The organism is Butyrivibrio hungatei, from assembly GCF_900101605.1.
Classification (GTDB): Bacteria; Bacillota; Clostridia; order Lachnospirales; family Lachnospiraceae; genus Butyrivibrio; species Butyrivibrio hungatei_B.
Map to the genome: position 1 here is coordinate 185,408 of NZ_FMUR01000003.1, position 15,555 is coordinate 200,962.

Sequence of the window (15,555 nt, forward strand, 5' to 3'; positions counted from 1 at the left end):
TCAAAATTAGTGCGACAGTCTCTTATTTATTTCAGGAAACAGAATTTTCACATTTGCATGTTACAATTTGTTAAACAGAATTTAAACTTACATTGTACTGAGTCAAAGCACTGCTTGATCGATCAGTTGTGCTTTTTACGCAGCAGTGCAATAGTAATCAACAACAGAAAGGTGATAACATGAAAAGAAAGTCTAGTTTTATTGTTGCAGGAATGTTAATTTCACTTGCAGTATCAAATACTCTCCCGGTTTTATCAATTGATATACATGCTGAAGATGGCTTAAAGCAATGCGCGGTTATCATAGGCAAGGAAGATAAAAAATTTAAAACGATCTCAGAAGCCGTAAAGAAAGCTTCCGCAAACGATACGATTAAAGTTTATCCGGGACTTTACCCTGAAAAAATAAATGTTTCGACCAATAACATTAAAATCGTCGGCGAAGACGGTGTCGTAATCGGAAACGACGGAAACAAACAAACCGTTAAGCCTGATGAAGACGGCGAGGCACTTTTACATATAAAAGGTGATAACATAGAAATCTCAAATCTTGAATTTGCCAATTTTAAGATCAAAGGGCCTTCTGATTCAGTATGTCCAAAGGCAATCGACATTGACGGACCTTCAAATCACGTTACAATTTCTAATTGCAAGGTTCATGACATAGGTGTTGTATACACCGACGACAGCGAAGAATACAATGCGCACGGAATCATCGCAGGAACAAGTCCAAGCAAACCTATTACGGATGTAACGATAACAGGCTGCGAATTATACAATCTTACTTTAGGTCAGAGTGAAGCTCTTGTTGTAAACGGAAATGTCGATAAGTTCAATATATTCAAAAACTACATACATGACTGCGATAATATCGCAATCGACGCAATCGGATATGAGCGTGACAAAAATAACGAAAAAGACAGAGCCCGCAATGGTGAGATCAGTGAAAATACCGTTGTAAACATTTCTTCCAAAAACAATAATGCATACGGCGGTGATATAAGCGCAGGCGGAATCTATGTTGACGGCGGATGTGACATAAATATTCGCAACAACTACGTTCAGGGAGCAGACATTGGCATTGAAGTCTCAAGCGAACATAAGAAAAAGACCGTCACAGGTGTTAAAGTATACGACAATGTCCTTGTAAATAACAACGGATGGGCAGGTATCTGCATCGGAGGTTCAGATCCCGATGATAATGGAGATGCAGCAAACAACCAGATTTATAACAATACAGTTTATAATACAAAAAGTGCATGCTTACGTATCCAGAATGCTCATAACAGCAACAATAAGATCCAGAAGAACATCTTTATCGCAACAGACTCTGCAAAAGCATATTCTGAAGAATGCGGTAAAAACAGTAGCGGCAATACAGTAAATCAAAACATGTCAAACGTTAAGATGAGCGCCGGCGGTAATTCAACATTCAAACTCAAAGGTGCATCTACAACAAACATGACTCTTGAAATTGCATCATCTGATGACCTCAGTGGTTATGGTGCTGCACGAACAAAGTTTGTAAAATAACTTTTTGTAGATAACGAAAAAAAGCAGTCACTGCGAAAATTGCAGTGATTGCTTATTTTTTATCTTCAAGAAGTTCCATCCCAACATCATAAACCTTACCGTCAACAGCATCTTTAAGCCACTGAGCCATAGTCACTCCATCCTGCGTAAAGCTTGCAAACTGCATATCTCTTACGCTCGTATGGACTGTCCCGCCCTGCGTTATAAGTGGAAGTTTCCAGTTGTTTATAAAGATTCCGAACGACGGATTAAGTTCTTTTAACTCATGAACCATCTCAATGAGCTGTCTTCTGTACTCTTCCTGCACCTGCTGATCTGTCTTGTACTGCTTATTTATAATGTCGTTGTAGTAGGCGCTAAGCAGGAAGTCTCTGTCCGAACTCGAATACAGATACCTGAATCTGTCACCGTATTTTGCATAAAGAGCTCTGTACCAATCAAGAGTGATATTCTCGGTGTTAATGCTCTTCCAGATTTCTTCTTTGGTCTTCCAGATATTCTTCGCAGTGCTTCTCCACTTGTTATAAAGAAGCTGTCCGCTGTCGGAAAAAAGAGTTATATCTTTTGCTTCCGGATAATAGTCGTCCACTATCTCACCCGAAAGAGCCGGAATTGCAAAAGCACCGGCAGAATTTCCCGCTATAAGGATTTCTTCAGGTGAAGGAAAAAGTCTTTTTGCAACCTTCATACTCTCAAGGAAATTTGTATATCCGTGGAAATGAAGGATTTCGTCCTTTCCGTCCTCAGAGACATACGGATACTCATTGTTACCGACATGGAAATCGCCCGTTGCGTAAGTTACAACAACAAAGCTCCAGTCTCTGAACGGATTTTTTTCAGAAGATACATCTGTTATCCCGAAGTTTATATTCATAATCTGGGTAACAGGTCTTAGATTGTTCCAATAATAGTTGGGAAGTCCGGCGGCGAGCTTAGCCCCCGTGACAGGTCTTGCCGCCGTATATTCATTCCATGCAACTCCGCCGCCCGAAAAGAAAATGCAGAGTTTATCAGGGTTTCCTATCTTCACATAAATATAGTATTCGGAGCCGTCTCCGGAAATACCGTTTTCCAAAGACACTCTGTACCACTTAAGTTTTTCGGGATTCTCAGGGAGTTCTTCCGCCAGGTGATTTCGCTGAACTATTGCTTTTTCAAGCCTGTTCTCGACAAAGTCGCCAAACTTAGCTGCAAAAACCACTCCGTGCTTTATATTCTTTTTTGCGGTTCTGTCTCTTAAACGCATATTCTCCCCATGAAAATAATTAATGGCAAAATGCATGATATACGAATTGCTCCGCAACTTCGTCGCTCTCGCAATTCTACATGTTGAACATTTTTTCCGAAGCCTTTTTAAGGTCGCGGAATCTGAATATAAGTACGCCTGCAAGAAGGATCATGTAAAGCATGATACTGATGCCTGTAGGCCAGAAATTCTTTGTGATTCCCTTTGTGACGCATATTATCTGTAATACAGTCATAATAAGGTCAAATAAAAGGTAAAAAATGTATTCGTCAAATCTAAGCTTTATGCAAATAGCAATAACAAATGTCAAAACGCCGAGTGCCATAAGTGTGATCGGCACGACCCAATCTATGCTCCAGCCGTAAAAACCTGTGTTGTAATCGATATAAATATCTGCGATTATCGCAACTATGGCTTCCCACGTTATCAGTTTAAGGATATTGTTCCTGAAATAAACCGTTGCGAGAACTGCTATCCACGCTCCCAGAATTCCAAGAAAAATCGGCCCCAAAAACGAAACCGCTTCTCCCATCATTATGTTAAGCGAAATCAAGATTATCTCAAGCACGGCACAAATGAACGTTGTCATCTTCATTATTGTGATGTGACTCATCTTTTTCTTTTTAAGAGTCGGAAAAGAAGCTGTTACATCCTCGCCGCCTTCAACTTCCTTCAAAGGTCCCTGGCACATAGGACAACAGGTCTTTTTCCCCCTTATCTTTATCTTACATTTTGGACAATACTGCATAATAAATCACTGCTCCTCATCGTAGTCGTTGGTTCCAAGTTCCACTTCCATTCCCATTTCCGTAAGTAACCTGAAGAAATTAAGCATTACCTTGTGTGTCTTAAATGGTGAAACCTCTCCGAATACCATTTTATCCATATATGAGCAGACTGTGATCTGTTGCGACTGTGCAGTCATGAATGCACTGAATCTGTCTATATAATCCGCAACCGCATCAGGCATCTTAATCTGTCCGAGGTTGGACATCGAGCTTGTGATGCCCCTCTTCGCGTTTTTGTCAAAAAATCCGATTCCGATATTTTTAATTGGAAGCGGAATAACCTTTATTCCTATGTTATGCTCCAAAGCAGAATAGGAATTCATCGTCTGCTCAATGCTTTCGGGCGAGAGCTTTTCTTTAAAACTCTTATCAACAAAATCAATTATTGTATTAAGCTCGCCGTCGCACTTAGCCGGATTGTAGTCGATACTTATAACGCCAAAAAAGTTTCTTGCCGTTCCGCTCTTAAAAAAGTTTCTGAGATTTACGGGAACGCTCACAACAATGTGCTTTCTTTTCTGAATCCTGTTCATTCCCATAAGAACAGCCTTTATATAGACTGCAACGCACATAACTCCGACCGTCGTATTGTGCGCTTTGGCCGCCTCATAGAATTTTGAAGAGGAGACCGTTCCCTCAACAAGATGCGGAAGAAGGTCATTGTCGATTTCTCCGCTGATCTGATACGCTTTCACCGAAGACATCTCTTTTAACTGTTTAAGACCTTTTTGCTTGCTGTAAAAATCTCCGAATGCGTCCACATTCTTTTCTTCAAGAGAAAACTCATCCACAGGCTTGATATCTGCATCAATTCCATGTTTCTCCTGAATATATCGTATAATGAGGCTTCTAAAGAACATAAACGCCCCCGTTCCATCCGCAAGCACATGGAACATCTCAAGATTTATTCTCTTTTTAAAATAATTTACTCTGTATAAAAGATTTTTTCTTCCCGGATAATAAAGTGGCATGCAGGCAGGAGTCTTCTCCTCTTCCACAACCGCTTTAAGATCGCTGTCTTCAAGATAGTACCAAAAAAGACCTCTGTGAAGCACACAATTGAAAAAAGGGAACTCCTCAATTGTCTCATCCAGCACTCTTTGAAGTATCTCTCCGTCAATATTCTCTTTTAACTCACAAGTTATCCTAAAAACTCGTGTATTTGCTCCTCGTGCGGTTGACGGAACAATCTTAGCCGCATTATCGAGTTTATACCAGTTGCTGCTTTTATTCATTTAAAAACTCTATCCTCAAATTTAAGTTAATTTAGGTGTTCGACTCTCTCGGTAACAACTTCCATAGTACCCCTACTTATCCTGTAAAGTACATCCTCAAGAGAAATAAATTTTTTCCCTCTGATGAACTTAAGGTTCTTGGGCGTAAATCTCATACTTATAGCCCTATCACCAAGTCCTTCGTTCACCTTGTTCTGTATTGTCTCGCAGGTGTCCGCAGCGTCATGCGCAAGACTCTTATTAAGTATGCACAACAGCGTTCCCGCGGTTCTCACAAGCCCTTCAGCATTTGCATCCTCGCTCATATCAAGAGACTGAAGCGCACCAATGGACCATTTCTTGATATTATGATAAATTCCGTACTCGCAGTCAAGTTCTACCAGTTTTTCCGCCAAACTGTCGTAGAGCCAGACTTCGTTTCCCTTTACAAACATATCGCTCACTTTAAAGAGCTCTCCGTCATACGGGAAGCTTATTACGGCATTCATTCCGCCTGTGAGCACAATATTTGCATTAATCTCGGTAACGTCAGACTCAGCGCCGCTTAAGTCTGCCTTCCACTTATCCTCGATTCTTATCTTCTCTTCATGACCGATCTTGGATGAGGCGTCATCCGGAGTCTGTACCGTAAACCTGTCTGTTCCGCACTCCTCAAACGGTCCCGAAACAGGGAATCTTCCCCTCTTTCTTCCGAAATAATCCCGATCAAAAGAAATACTGCTTCCGTCAGGATTTTCAAATCGCTGCTCAGGCTCAAAGGCCAGTCCCAACACCTCGGAATTGACAGGCATTGCAAGTCCCCTCGGAAGGAACTCGTACAGATTGGTATGAATGGTATATCTTCCGTCGCTTTCATCAATATAAATACTGATCTTATGATCCTTGTCAACATGCGCCGCAGGTTCATGGTCACATGCTCTTGCTCCGTTGTAATAAGCATTTCCGCCAAAATACACCGGAAGCTTGTCGTAATAAGGATCCGTAGAACCGTATTCTTTTATGACATTCTTTCCAAAGCGTGAAAAATACTCAGAAGCCTGAGGATACTCGTTGTAAGGGATCGTTCCGCAGATAAAATTATTTTTATCCATGGTATCCGAATTCTGTGCAACGCAATAATCCACAAGATCTCTTCTCACTTCTTTCTGAATGAAAATGTTGTTATAAAATCTCGCATCGCCGTGAAGGATCGTCATGAATCCCGCAATCTTGGTCGAATGCGGAACATGATACGGCGTAAATCTCGGTGAAGGGAATTTTTTACTCATATCTCCGCACCCCTCTCCCACATATGTAAAAGAGCCCGCGATAAGATTATGGACAAATGCTATTCCCTGCGTCGATATCCTCGCTGCAATATCTGACAAAAAGAGATTGTGATCAAGAAGCGTCGGTCCGTGAGAGACTTCTACGAAAACATCCTCTCCCAGAGACAATCCATTTTCTATTATAGTACCTTTCGGCGGAATATTGTCATGCAAAAAATTCTGCGACACTCTTGTTCCCTGAGCTTCCCAATCAAGCCAGATGCCCCTCGTACAATGATCGATATGATTCCTTCTGATACAGGTATCTATCGCGGCATGAAGCTTGATACCGGCAATCTCCGCTCCCGCAAGGTTGTGCTTTATATTGATATGATGGATATGATTATCCTCGATAATACTGAAAGCACCGCCCATGTGACCGACAATTCCCGTCTGTCCGCAGTCGTGAATATCACATCGTCTTACAATATGAGATCCTATCGTCTCTTTATCCCAGCCTTCATTTACCGCCTGACACACGGTATCTCTCTGGGTCTGCGATCCGATCTTCAAATTATAAGTTGACCACTTATTGTTGTTTCCTCTCTGGAAATACTTACCGAGACTGATTCCGCTGCATTTCGACTCTGAGATCTCACAATCTTCGATTATCCAGCCTTTTGCCCAGTTGGGGCCGACCATTCCTTCCTGAAAAGCGGTCGGTGGCGCCCACTGAGTAGCCGCTCTTGTTATGCAAAATCCTCTTAAGGTAATGTAATTTATTCCGGTCTCCTCCGGGAAAAAACATGACCTTCTGACCGAGATTTCTACATTTTCATAATTGGGGTCTTTGCCCATAAAGTTCGCGTAAATAACCGTAAAGTTATCTTCCTGCGCCGTATACCACACATACTCGGTATAGTCCGGCTCCCATGACCTGTTATCCTTTTGTGGATGCATACAAAAAGAAAGGTCAAATACTTCAAGCATGGACCTTTTGTTTAAATATATCTCTCCTGTGTGCGATGGATTCTTGGGATCATCGATGAACCAATCCCCGTGAACTAATGTTGTGAACGGATTATAATCTCCGAAATAGCTGTTAGGTATTCTGACACGCCAGACGTTCTCAAAAGCCTCCCAGCCTTTTATCTCCTCAGAGCCTGTGATAACGGCTCCTCCATGTTCTGTACTTAAATATGTAATTCGCTTATCTTCCGTTCCCGAATTTCGAGGTTTAACCCACTCTCTGTATATACCCGGGGCAACTACGACCGTATCTCCGGGGCGGGCTTTATCAGCGGCCTCCGAAATAGTCATAAACGGATGATCTAGCGATCCATCCCCACTTCTGGACACATTACCGGCAACGTAAATCTTCATACTCCCTCCAATCCTGAATTGATATTCAGATGTACATGTCATTTCGGTTGTATCCCCAAAAAAGATACAATATAATTATAGCATGATATTTTAAAAGGAGTATGCCATGGCAAGAATGAAATTTATTTATGCGATCGCCATATTGGCAGGATTTGTCCTCGCCGGCCTTGCGATCAACTTTATTTCCTCGCTCTTTTAGTAAAAGATTTTTAATTATTCAGTTTTCTCTGCTTGTACAGATCCGAATCTGCCCTTGCAATGAATGACTGAATGGATATAGGAGCTTCATAGTCGTACTGAGCAATTCCTACGCTTACCGAGAGGTCATAAGCACATCCGGTAAGTTCGGGAATTTTTTTTACGTTATTCTTGATCTGATCGGCAAGCCAGCTCGCTTCCGCTCTGTATGCCATCTCAGCAACAACAACGAACTCATCTCCACCGTATCTTGAGATAAAAAATCTGCTTCTCGGGCCCTGACATGCATCCTTAACGGCATTTGCAACTCTGACAAGGATCTTGTCACCTTCGCTGTAACCGTAAGTATCATTAATAGACTTGAATCTGTCTATATCTATGATCAGCATAAAAAGAGAAAGCCCCGGATTCTGATTTCTCATTTTCTGTACCAGATATTTATACATCTGATTCTTGTTATTTATCTGTGTCAGAGGATCTATAGACACAAGATTATCCATATAAGTTATGTATACATACAAAACCGCAGCAAGGCTTCCGTAGCATATAAACGGAACTCTCCAATACATTGCCTGCAATATTCCAAGCAAAATAGGCGTTATCGGGAATATACCGATCATAAAATAGATATATCTCTCTGCATATCTATCCTTGCTGAACGCACGTGACAAAGCCTTTATCGACGCCGCAAGAAGGTATCCGAAAGGAACGATTATAAGTATCAGATACAGTTTTCCTCCCGTGAGATTACCGTTTTCATCAAGGTAGTAAACAAGACCTGTTCTGTATGCAGTCACGCACAAAAGAGCCGATATCCAAACCGGCACACTTATAAATACCCTTGTAAGATCACTCTCAATATACTTCTCTTTCTGCATAATTTCTGACAGAATATACCAAATATACGCAGCTACATTTATTAAAAGGTATGTGAAAACATTAGATAAATATAACAGAGTTTTGGATGAGCCCAAGTAACCGCCGTCTACCAAAGCCCAAAAGATTTCCGCAAAACAGTATGCTATAAGTACTATTATCAGATTACCGAGATAAATCTGTGAAAGTTGTTTATTTACACCCTTTCTGATCTTGAACAGCAGAAAGGCCATCAGAAATATGCATGCAAGATGTGCTTCAACGTAATAAAAGACGTATGTCAAAACCGGACCTCCAATCATCGTACATAGTCATAATTTTATCACGAAATTCTGAATAATGCCCACGAAATTACACTTTTTTATACAATATTTATAAATAATTATTCTAAATTAGGAATAATTCTATGATATAAAAACGGAAGTCTCATTATAAGACTTCCGCAATTTATCCTCTATCCGCTATAGCTTTCAGCGCATCAAATTCCGATTCGTACACTCCACCCATTTTCTCAAGGTCGTCCCACGTATACCACGCTCCGCTAAGTTGTATTCCCTTAATCGATATATCCGTAACAATAACCATAAACGGTTTTTGATTAACCACGATATACGCAGTTCTGTTCAAAGCAAACGGTGTAATAAAAATATGTCCTGTGTCGGTAAGATGATTCAATTGATCCAACGATAAACTCTTCGATAAAGGTACTGTCCGCATCATATGCTTCGCCCACTTCTGAACACTTACAACAGTAACATTACTTTTGTAACAGCTTTACAAATTCATCAATTACAACCGGCTTGGAATACAGATATCCCTGGAAAGACGTAGCACCGTAATTCTTCATTATCTCTTTCATGCTCACGGTCTCAATTCCCTCAATCGTCGAGCTTATATTCATATTCCTTGCACATGCAAGAATCGCATCAACCACATATTGCTTTTCTTTTACATTCTCGATATCCATGACAAAAGATCTGTCTATCTTTATCGCATCTATAGGCAAAGTTATAAGCAGTTCAAGCGCCGAGAAACCTGTTCCGAAATCATCAAGTGCGATCTTGATTCCTTTTGATTTAAGGAAGATCATCTCATTTCTCAAAAATGATTCATCAAGAAGCTTGCACCTCTCCGTAAGCTCAAGGCACAGGTTCTTCGGAGGATATCCGACTTCATCGATTATCCTGAGAAGATCGGTCCTGAAATTCTGTCTTTCAAGCTGCATATATGAAAGATTTATGTTGAGAAGGAAATCAGGCATGATCGGTAACACCTTCTCTTTTATTGCGGTCATTGACGTCTTCATGATCCAGTAACTAAGGTCATAGAAAAGAGGATCGTTTTCAAGCCATGCAACAAAATCTCCCGGAGAGATATTTCCAAAAGGTTCCATGTTCCATCTCACAAGTGTCTCTGCACCCACCAATTTCTCGGTGTTTGCGTTGACGATCGGCTGATAGCACATGTAGAATCCCTTGCATCCGTCATTTATGCAGTTTCTGAGTGTATTTATGACAACAATCCTGTCATGGTTATTTATATAATTGTCATTTCCGAATTTAACGAGTTCTCCATGTTTTTCGTGAATTGATTCATCCAGTCCAAGGAGCACACCCGTTAATATCGTATGTACATCAACGTCAAAATTTCTAACTTCCGAGAGACTTCCGCCGATATTTATCGCAACTTTGCTGCCTTCTATCTCAATCGAATTTCTTGCATATTCGGATATTTCTTTGTATATTGAAGACATTTTTTCTTCGGTAAAGACAGAAGATACTATTGCAAACTTTGTTCCGCCCGCATGAAATACAAAAGCTCCGTCAAGATAATCGATAAGCTTTTCAGCAAAGTTTTTAAGCACCTTATTTCCGACTTCATAGCCGTAAATATTGTTGATCTCATGGAAGTTGCACAGTCCGACCATAAGGATCTTGTACTTTTCTTTTCTCTCCTGATATTCTCTGAGGTCGTTAAGAAGCTTATATCTTGTATATAAATTTGTTATGGGATCGTATTCGGTTGCAATTCCGTGATTGTCGATCGTGCCTGCAAAATACACCGGATGACCTTCATCGTCATCAATAAGAAATCCCTTACACGAACAAACTACATACTCTCCCGTCTTATCAAGCGCTCTGTAGCTCATATCGTGTATTTTCGTATTACCGGTGAACAAATCCTGTAAAGATTTCTGAAATCTGAACCTGTCGGCAGGATTAATTATAGAAGCCCACACTTCTCCGGCATTATCTACATACTCACCGGGAAGAGCAAATCTATCGACGCAACTCCGGGAAAATCTACAGATATTTTTTTCTACATCAAATAAAAATACATATCTGCTCTCCGAAGAGTTCGCAAATGCTTCAAAAACTTTACTTAACAGTCCCATCTTATCCAATATATTACCCTCTCAGAAAAGCTGAATCGTACAAGAATATTATACTATCCCCCGATATTTGTGTAAATTCGTTTATATATATTTAATATTTCCCAACTTTTACGGGCTGTCATTCTTCATATAATCACGCATATAATTCCAATATTCATCATCTCTGTCAAAATCGGAATATTTTTCAAGTTTCCATACAATGTAGCTTATATTATATTTCTCAACAATAGGCATCCACTGCTGTATCGTCTCCATATCATAATAGTCTTCCTGTTCGGCATCCGTTCCCGCAACCTCGGTCATAAACACGGGAAGTTTTGCTTCCATCGCTTTATCTATCTGTTCTATCTCGCTCTCGAATTCACTGTTATGTCCCGTATATTCATGGAAAACATACATAATGTTGTCATATTGAAGCGGATCCTTCATAGGTGCATAAAGATCTGCCGAAAAGTCGGGTGTTCCGACAAGTATAAGCGAATCCGGATCGTTATTTCTGATAAGAGGTATGATCACGGAGCAGTACTCTTTTACATCATCCCATGTTGCCTCGCCGTTTGGCTCATTGCAGATCTCATAGATAATATGCTTGTCATCCTTGTATGTCGAAGAAACATATTCCCAAAACTTCTTCGCATATTCAATCTCTTTCAAAGGATTCTCTTCTTCAAGAACAACCCACTCAACAATAGCATACATACCGGCTTCTCTTGCAGCAACGATTGCCTTATCAAGTGTAGCCGTGATCCTTGCCCTGTCCTCATCGGAACCGGACGCATATCCTTTCTCGGGAGTTCCCCAGAATGATGTATCGACATTAACGGGAAGTCTTAATACATTGGCTCCCCACTCTTCTTTCATTCTGTTAAATACGCTCTTTCGCGCAAGCTGCGGCTGGACACTTAAGTAAAAGTTTGCAAGTCCCTTAAGCTGAATGGGATTTCCGGCTTCATTTACAAGCTTTCCGTCAGCAACGTGCAAAAGACCGTTCTCTTCGGTAAAGAGCGGCCCGGAGCTCTCGCTTTCTTCTATCATTTTTCCGGTGATCTCCACTTTATCAACAAGAACATTATGTCCGTACACATATACGTACCCTTCATCGATTATGGAATTTTTCTTTTCCTCTGAGATTTCAAAAGAAATGCTGTCTTTTCCTTTTTTTACTTTCCTGTTTTCACCGAATGACTTATCGTCCCAATTAAGTCTCAGACCAATTTCATGCGACGAATCCTTCGTATAATTATTGGTCTTGTAATAGGCTGTAAGCACCACGTCTCCGTCAAAACGTTCAAATTCTTCGGCAGAGATTTCCGCATCTCCGAGATTATCCCAGCGAAGCTGCGCTCCTCCAAGATCGATAGTCACCTTTTCTCCATCGACTGTACTCTCAACAGCCATGTCACCTTTATCGGCTTCACTTTCTGCTTTCTTGCCGTTCTTTCCGCCACATGCGGTAACGATCAAAGAAATAACAAGCATAAGCGTCAATACACTTCTCTTTTTCACAATTTTTAACCCCTATATTTTTTGCTGTAAACAGCATAAAGAGCAGTTATTGTCTTAAACAACTGCTCTGTCTTCCCTTTAATGGTACAGATAATGCCGATTGGTTCGGCATTTCCTCAGATATTTTTAAGATCGAGAATTCTCTCAATCTCACGCCTTTCATCGTCCATCTTCTTTTCCTTATTCTTACGGAGAATTGTCATATCATCTGAATCTGTACTTTCTTCCATGTCTTTAAGATTCATCTGTTTTCCCGACCTTATGGTAATGGTCGCCGGTCTCTCCGGAATTATATCCCTTGCAACATCCTCTTCAACTTCAAGAATCTGCTGCTGTTCGGAAATTGTAGGATTAAGATTGGTCGCAGGAGCATCATCGAGTTTCGTCTGTTTTTCATTCTTCTTCGAACTTAAAAGTCCGATGAGATCAATATTAAGATTCGATATGCTGCATCCTACGGCATTTTTTTTGCCAAGTTTAAAATTTCTTACAACTACAGTGCTTAATTCATAATTATGTAGTGTTGCCCCGTACCTGAACATTACGTCAATCTTATCTCCGGGTACACACTCTGTGTCATCGTCTACAACAAGAGAAATTCCTCTCATAGATATATCATGGACAAGGCAGTTTCTAAGCTGCATATTATCTCCGTTGACAGAAATGAGTCCGAGCTTTTCGATATAAAAACGCTCCGCTCTTCTTGAGTTCTCAGGTTCCAACATAGATGAGCACCTGATCAAATGAAAATTCCCGTACCTTGTCTTTACGGGCGAAATTGCTGTAGACATGAACTTGTATACGCGTCCGTCACGCTTGTTCCTAATCTGAACATTGGATGGTTCTAAAAACTGAATATACTTACCGAAATACTCCATCGGTCTTACCAGAAGTCCAACATTCACACCAAAAATAGCCTCAGTCATGATAACAACCGAGTGTCCGTTAATGGCCGCATAAATCTTTACCTCTGATCCGTTTGCGATCTCGCTAACCTTCATATGCTTTTTTTCCCCACTTGAATCGTGTTACACCATCACATCATATGATATACTATAAAATACAAAAAATAAAGAAAAACACGGTTTATGAGTTATAAACAACATTAAAGGAGCGGCCGATGATAAAAGAAAACCTTGAATATGTAGAAAAAAACATAAGAAAAGCCTGCGAAAAAGCCGGCAGAAAAAGAGAAGACGTAACCCTTATAGCGGTAAGTAAGACAAAACCCGTAAGTGACATCCGCGAAGCAATGGCCTGCGGCATCACGGTATTCGGAGAAAATAAAGTTCAGGAAATAAGAGATAAGACAGCCGAGATAACAGAGCCCCTCTCATGGCACATGATAGGTCATCTTCAGGCCAACAAAGTAAAATATCTCCCCGGCGTTGCATGCATGATACATTCCGTTGACAACAGAAAGCTCGCCGACGAAATTGAGAAACAGGCAGCAAAGCACGACCTTGTAATGGATGTTCTCGTAGAAGTGAACATGGCTCACGAAGATACGAAATTCGGTCTCTCACCGGATGAAGCCATTGATTTTGTAAAAGAGATCAGCACTCTCCCCCATCTTAACATCCGCGGATTTATGACAATCGCTCCCTACACGGAGGATCCCGAGTCAAACCGCGTATACTTCAAAGGTCTCCGTGAGCTCAAAGATCAAGTTAATTCCCTGTCCATTCCCGGCGTTCACATGGACACTCTCTCAATGGGCATGACCGGCGACTATGAAGTTGCCATCGAAGAAGGCGCAACCTTCGTCCGCGTCGGAACCGGCATCTTCGGCGAAAGAGACTACAGCAAGAAAGCTTGAATTTAAATTCGTACATTGAATATCCTAAGATAATTGATGAGCTGAATAACGGTAAGATTACCGTTATTCAGCTCGTTTTTGGCTATACATAATCCCGTTGTTGACATCAAGTGTACCGGTAAGATGACAATTAGACAATACTCATGAAATAATCCATGTACTGCGTTGTCGTCAATCGTCGATGTCCACATCGACGATTGTCTCCGCCTTGTACTTACCGCTTTTCCCTAAGTATTTCTTTCAGGTAGTTCGCTCTTTAATCCATACTTCACAACAAGTGCCTGTATGATTTTATCGCTTAATACTGTTTTTTGGGATTCAAAGGATAATATTAAATTATCCCCCGGAAATATGCCATTTAACATATAAGAATTGATCTTCTGAATTGCCTTCTCTGCGTATCCGGGATCATCCATTCTACCATCATGCTCCCAATAGACCTCTTTCCCGTCTCTCTTTCTTAAAAATGTAAAATCCGGATATATTGTTCCTATACCTCTTAGTTTCAACGGGCACTCATACTTATATTCAATACCATTATCATAGAAGTAATCTGCAAGTATCTTTTCTGTCTTTGAACGAACCCGTTCCCCTTTCTTTGTATATATTACAGGTATATTATCCGCAAAATCTTTTCCGTTATAAGGGACACTTTTCCATCTCTTGATTCGCTGATCCCACGGAATCTCAACTGCTTCTACGATACTTTTTCTAATAGGATGCAGTTCCCGGTATATATCCTCAATCTCGTTGTCCTTGTATTCCTCAGCAATCGTTGCAAGTTGCTTTAGTCTTCTGTCAACAAGCCTTTTCACCTTGCTGTCATAGGACTTCTGAGCAAGTTTATAAGCCAGTTTCACCTTATCTTTCTTGATATAGGAATTTTTATTATTGCCGGAGCAATAGATAAACTGAGTATTATTCTTGGATGTAGTTATTTTCAAAAAGCCATCCGGTGCATCAGTCAGCCTGTCCTCAACTATTCTGCTTATCCTGAGCAATCTGTCTCTTTCCCTTTTTAACAATTCTTCAAGGCTGTTCATATAACGTTATTCTCCTTTGTATTCCTTTATTTTTCTTTGCTTCCCTTGTTTTCCCTTTATCTTTCGGTGTTATCCTATCTTTTTTACAATAATTGCATTTTGGGACAGGGTTATCTTCTGCCTTTTCCCTGTCTATTTTCCGTTGTCTGCGTTTTTAGACAGGGATATACCCTGTTTTTTCACTGTCTATTTTTCGCTACCTGCATTTTTAGACAGGAACATACCCTGTTTTTTCACTGTCCATTTTTCGCTACCTGCATTTTTAGACAGGGACATACCCTGTTTTT

12 protein-coding genes are annotated in these 15,555 nt (G+C 40.6%); 2 read left to right on the forward strand and 10 right to left on the reverse strand.

Translation table 11 applies throughout. The features are described 5' to 3' along the window. Nucleotides 1-179: 179 nt before the first annotated feature. Nucleotides 180-1,532, forward strand: a complete 1,353-nt coding sequence (locus tag BLP87_RS00835; protein WP_074461018.1) for a right-handed parallel beta-helix repeat-containing protein — start codon at nucleotides 180-182, stop codon at nucleotides 1,530-1,532. Between the two features lie 52 nt (nucleotides 1,533-1,584). Here BLP87_RS00835 and BLP87_RS00840 read toward each other — a convergent pair whose 3' ends face one another. The 9 genes from BLP87_RS00840 to BLP87_RS00880 all read right to left on the reverse strand — a co-directional run bounded on the left by BLP87_RS00840 (nucleotide 1,585) and on the right by BLP87_RS00880 (nucleotide 13,407). Next, nucleotides 1,585-2,778 (reverse strand): pectin acetylesterase-family hydrolase, encoded by a 1,194-nt coding sequence (locus BLP87_RS00840; RefSeq protein WP_074461019.1) that lies wholly within the window; start codon nucleotides 2,776-2,778, stop codon nucleotides 1,585-1,587. A 76-nt stretch (nucleotides 2,779-2,854) separates the two neighbouring features. After that, nucleotides 2,855-3,526, reverse strand: a complete 672-nt coding sequence (locus BLP87_RS00845; protein WP_034468237.1) for a DUF6320 domain-containing protein — start codon at nucleotides 3,524-3,526, stop codon at nucleotides 2,855-2,857. 6 nt (nucleotides 3,527-3,532) lie between these two features. Beyond that, nucleotides 3,533-4,801, reverse strand: a complete 1,269-nt coding sequence (locus tag BLP87_RS00850) for a hypothetical protein (protein ID WP_026666576.1) — start codon at nucleotides 4,799-4,801, stop codon at nucleotides 3,533-3,535. A 26-nt stretch (nucleotides 4,802-4,827) separates the two neighbouring features. Then, nucleotides 4,828-7,431 carry a right-handed parallel beta-helix repeat-containing protein gene (locus BLP87_RS00855; protein ID WP_074461020.1) on the reverse strand — a complete coding sequence of 868 codons (2,604 nt, stop codon included), beginning with the start codon at nucleotides 7,429-7,431 and terminating at the stop codon, nucleotides 4,828-4,830. Between the two features lie 209 nt (nucleotides 7,432-7,640). Beyond that, nucleotides 7,641-8,789 carry a GGDEF domain-containing protein gene (locus BLP87_RS00860; RefSeq protein WP_026666575.1) on the reverse strand — a complete coding sequence of 383 codons (1,149 nt, stop codon included), beginning with the start codon at nucleotides 8,787-8,789 and terminating at the stop codon, nucleotides 7,641-7,643. 163 nt (nucleotides 8,790-8,952) lie between these two features. Next, nucleotides 8,953-9,225 (reverse strand): hypothetical protein, encoded by a 273-nt coding sequence (locus BLP87_RS00865; RefSeq protein WP_034468235.1) that lies wholly within the window; start codon nucleotides 9,223-9,225, stop codon nucleotides 8,953-8,955. A 37-nt stretch (nucleotides 9,226-9,262) separates the two neighbouring features. Then, entirely contained in the window at nucleotides 9,263-10,900 is a 1,638-nt protein-coding gene (locus BLP87_RS00870; RefSeq protein WP_242845821.1) for an EAL domain-containing protein, read from the reverse strand. Between the two features lie 108 nt (nucleotides 10,901-11,008). Next, nucleotides 11,009-12,406, reverse strand: coding sequence for a glycoside hydrolase family 5 protein (locus BLP87_RS00875; RefSeq protein WP_143002060.1), 1,398 nt, complete (start codon nucleotides 12,404-12,406; stop codon nucleotides 11,009-11,011). 116 nt (nucleotides 12,407-12,522) lie between these two features. Further along, a complete protein-coding gene (locus BLP87_RS00880; RefSeq protein WP_026666571.1) occupies nucleotides 12,523-13,407 on the reverse strand; it encodes a PilZ domain-containing protein in 885 nt (294 codons plus the stop codon). A gap of 119 nt (nucleotides 13,408-13,526) precedes the next feature. On the opposite strand from BLP87_RS00880, the gene BLP87_RS00885 reads away from it, so the two are divergent. Beyond that, on the forward strand, nucleotides 13,527-14,225 hold the full coding sequence (locus BLP87_RS00885) for a YggS family pyridoxal phosphate-dependent enzyme (RefSeq protein ID WP_026666570.1): 699 nt from the start codon (nucleotides 13,527-13,529) through the stop codon (nucleotides 14,223-14,225). 227 nt (nucleotides 14,226-14,452) lie between these two features. On the opposite strand, the gene BLP87_RS00895 is transcribed toward BLP87_RS00885, so the two are convergent. Further along, complete coding sequence (locus BLP87_RS00895) at nucleotides 14,453-15,268, reverse strand: hypothetical protein (RefSeq protein ID WP_074461023.1); 816 nt, start codon at nucleotides 15,266-15,268, stop codon at nucleotides 14,453-14,455. Between the last annotated feature and the right edge of the window lie 287 nt (nucleotides 15,269-15,555).

Bases quoted from the DNA above. Each gene is read 5' to 3' on its own strand.
- BLP87_RS00835 (WP_074461018.1), top strand. From the start codon at position 180: ATGAAAAGAAAGTCTAGTTTTATTGTTGCAGGAATGTTAATTTCACTT.
- BLP87_RS00840 (WP_074461019.1), bottom strand. From the start codon at position 2,778: ATGCGTTTAAGAGACAGAACCGCAAAAAAGAATATAAAGCACGGAGTG.
- BLP87_RS00845 (WP_034468237.1), bottom strand. From the start codon at position 3,526: ATGCAGTATTGTCCAAAATGTAAGATAAAGATAAGGGGGAAAAAGACC.
- BLP87_RS00850 (WP_026666576.1), bottom strand. From the start codon at position 4,801: ATGAATAAAAGCAGCAACTGGTATAAACTCGATAATGCGGCTAAGATT.
- BLP87_RS00855 (WP_074461020.1), bottom strand. From the start codon at position 7,431: ATGAAGATTTACGTTGCCGGTAATGTGTCCAGAAGTGGGGATGGATCG.
- BLP87_RS00865 (WP_034468235.1), bottom strand. From the start codon at position 9,225: ATGATGCGGACAGTACCTTTATCGAAGAGTTTATCGTTGGATCAATTG.
- BLP87_RS00870 (WP_242845821.1), bottom strand. From the start codon at position 10,900: ATGGGACTGTTAAGTAAAGTTTTTGAAGCATTTGCGAACTCTTCGGAG.
- BLP87_RS00880 (WP_026666571.1), bottom strand. From the start codon at position 13,407: ATGAAGGTTAGCGAGATCGCAAACGGATCAGAGGTAAAGATTTATGCG.
- BLP87_RS00885 (WP_026666570.1), top strand. From the start codon at position 13,527: ATGATAAAAGAAAACCTTGAATATGTAGAAAAAAACATAAGAAAAGCC.
- BLP87_RS00895 (WP_074461023.1), bottom strand. From the start codon at position 15,268: ATGAACAGCCTTGAAGAATTGTTAAAAAGGGAAAGAGACAGATTGCTC.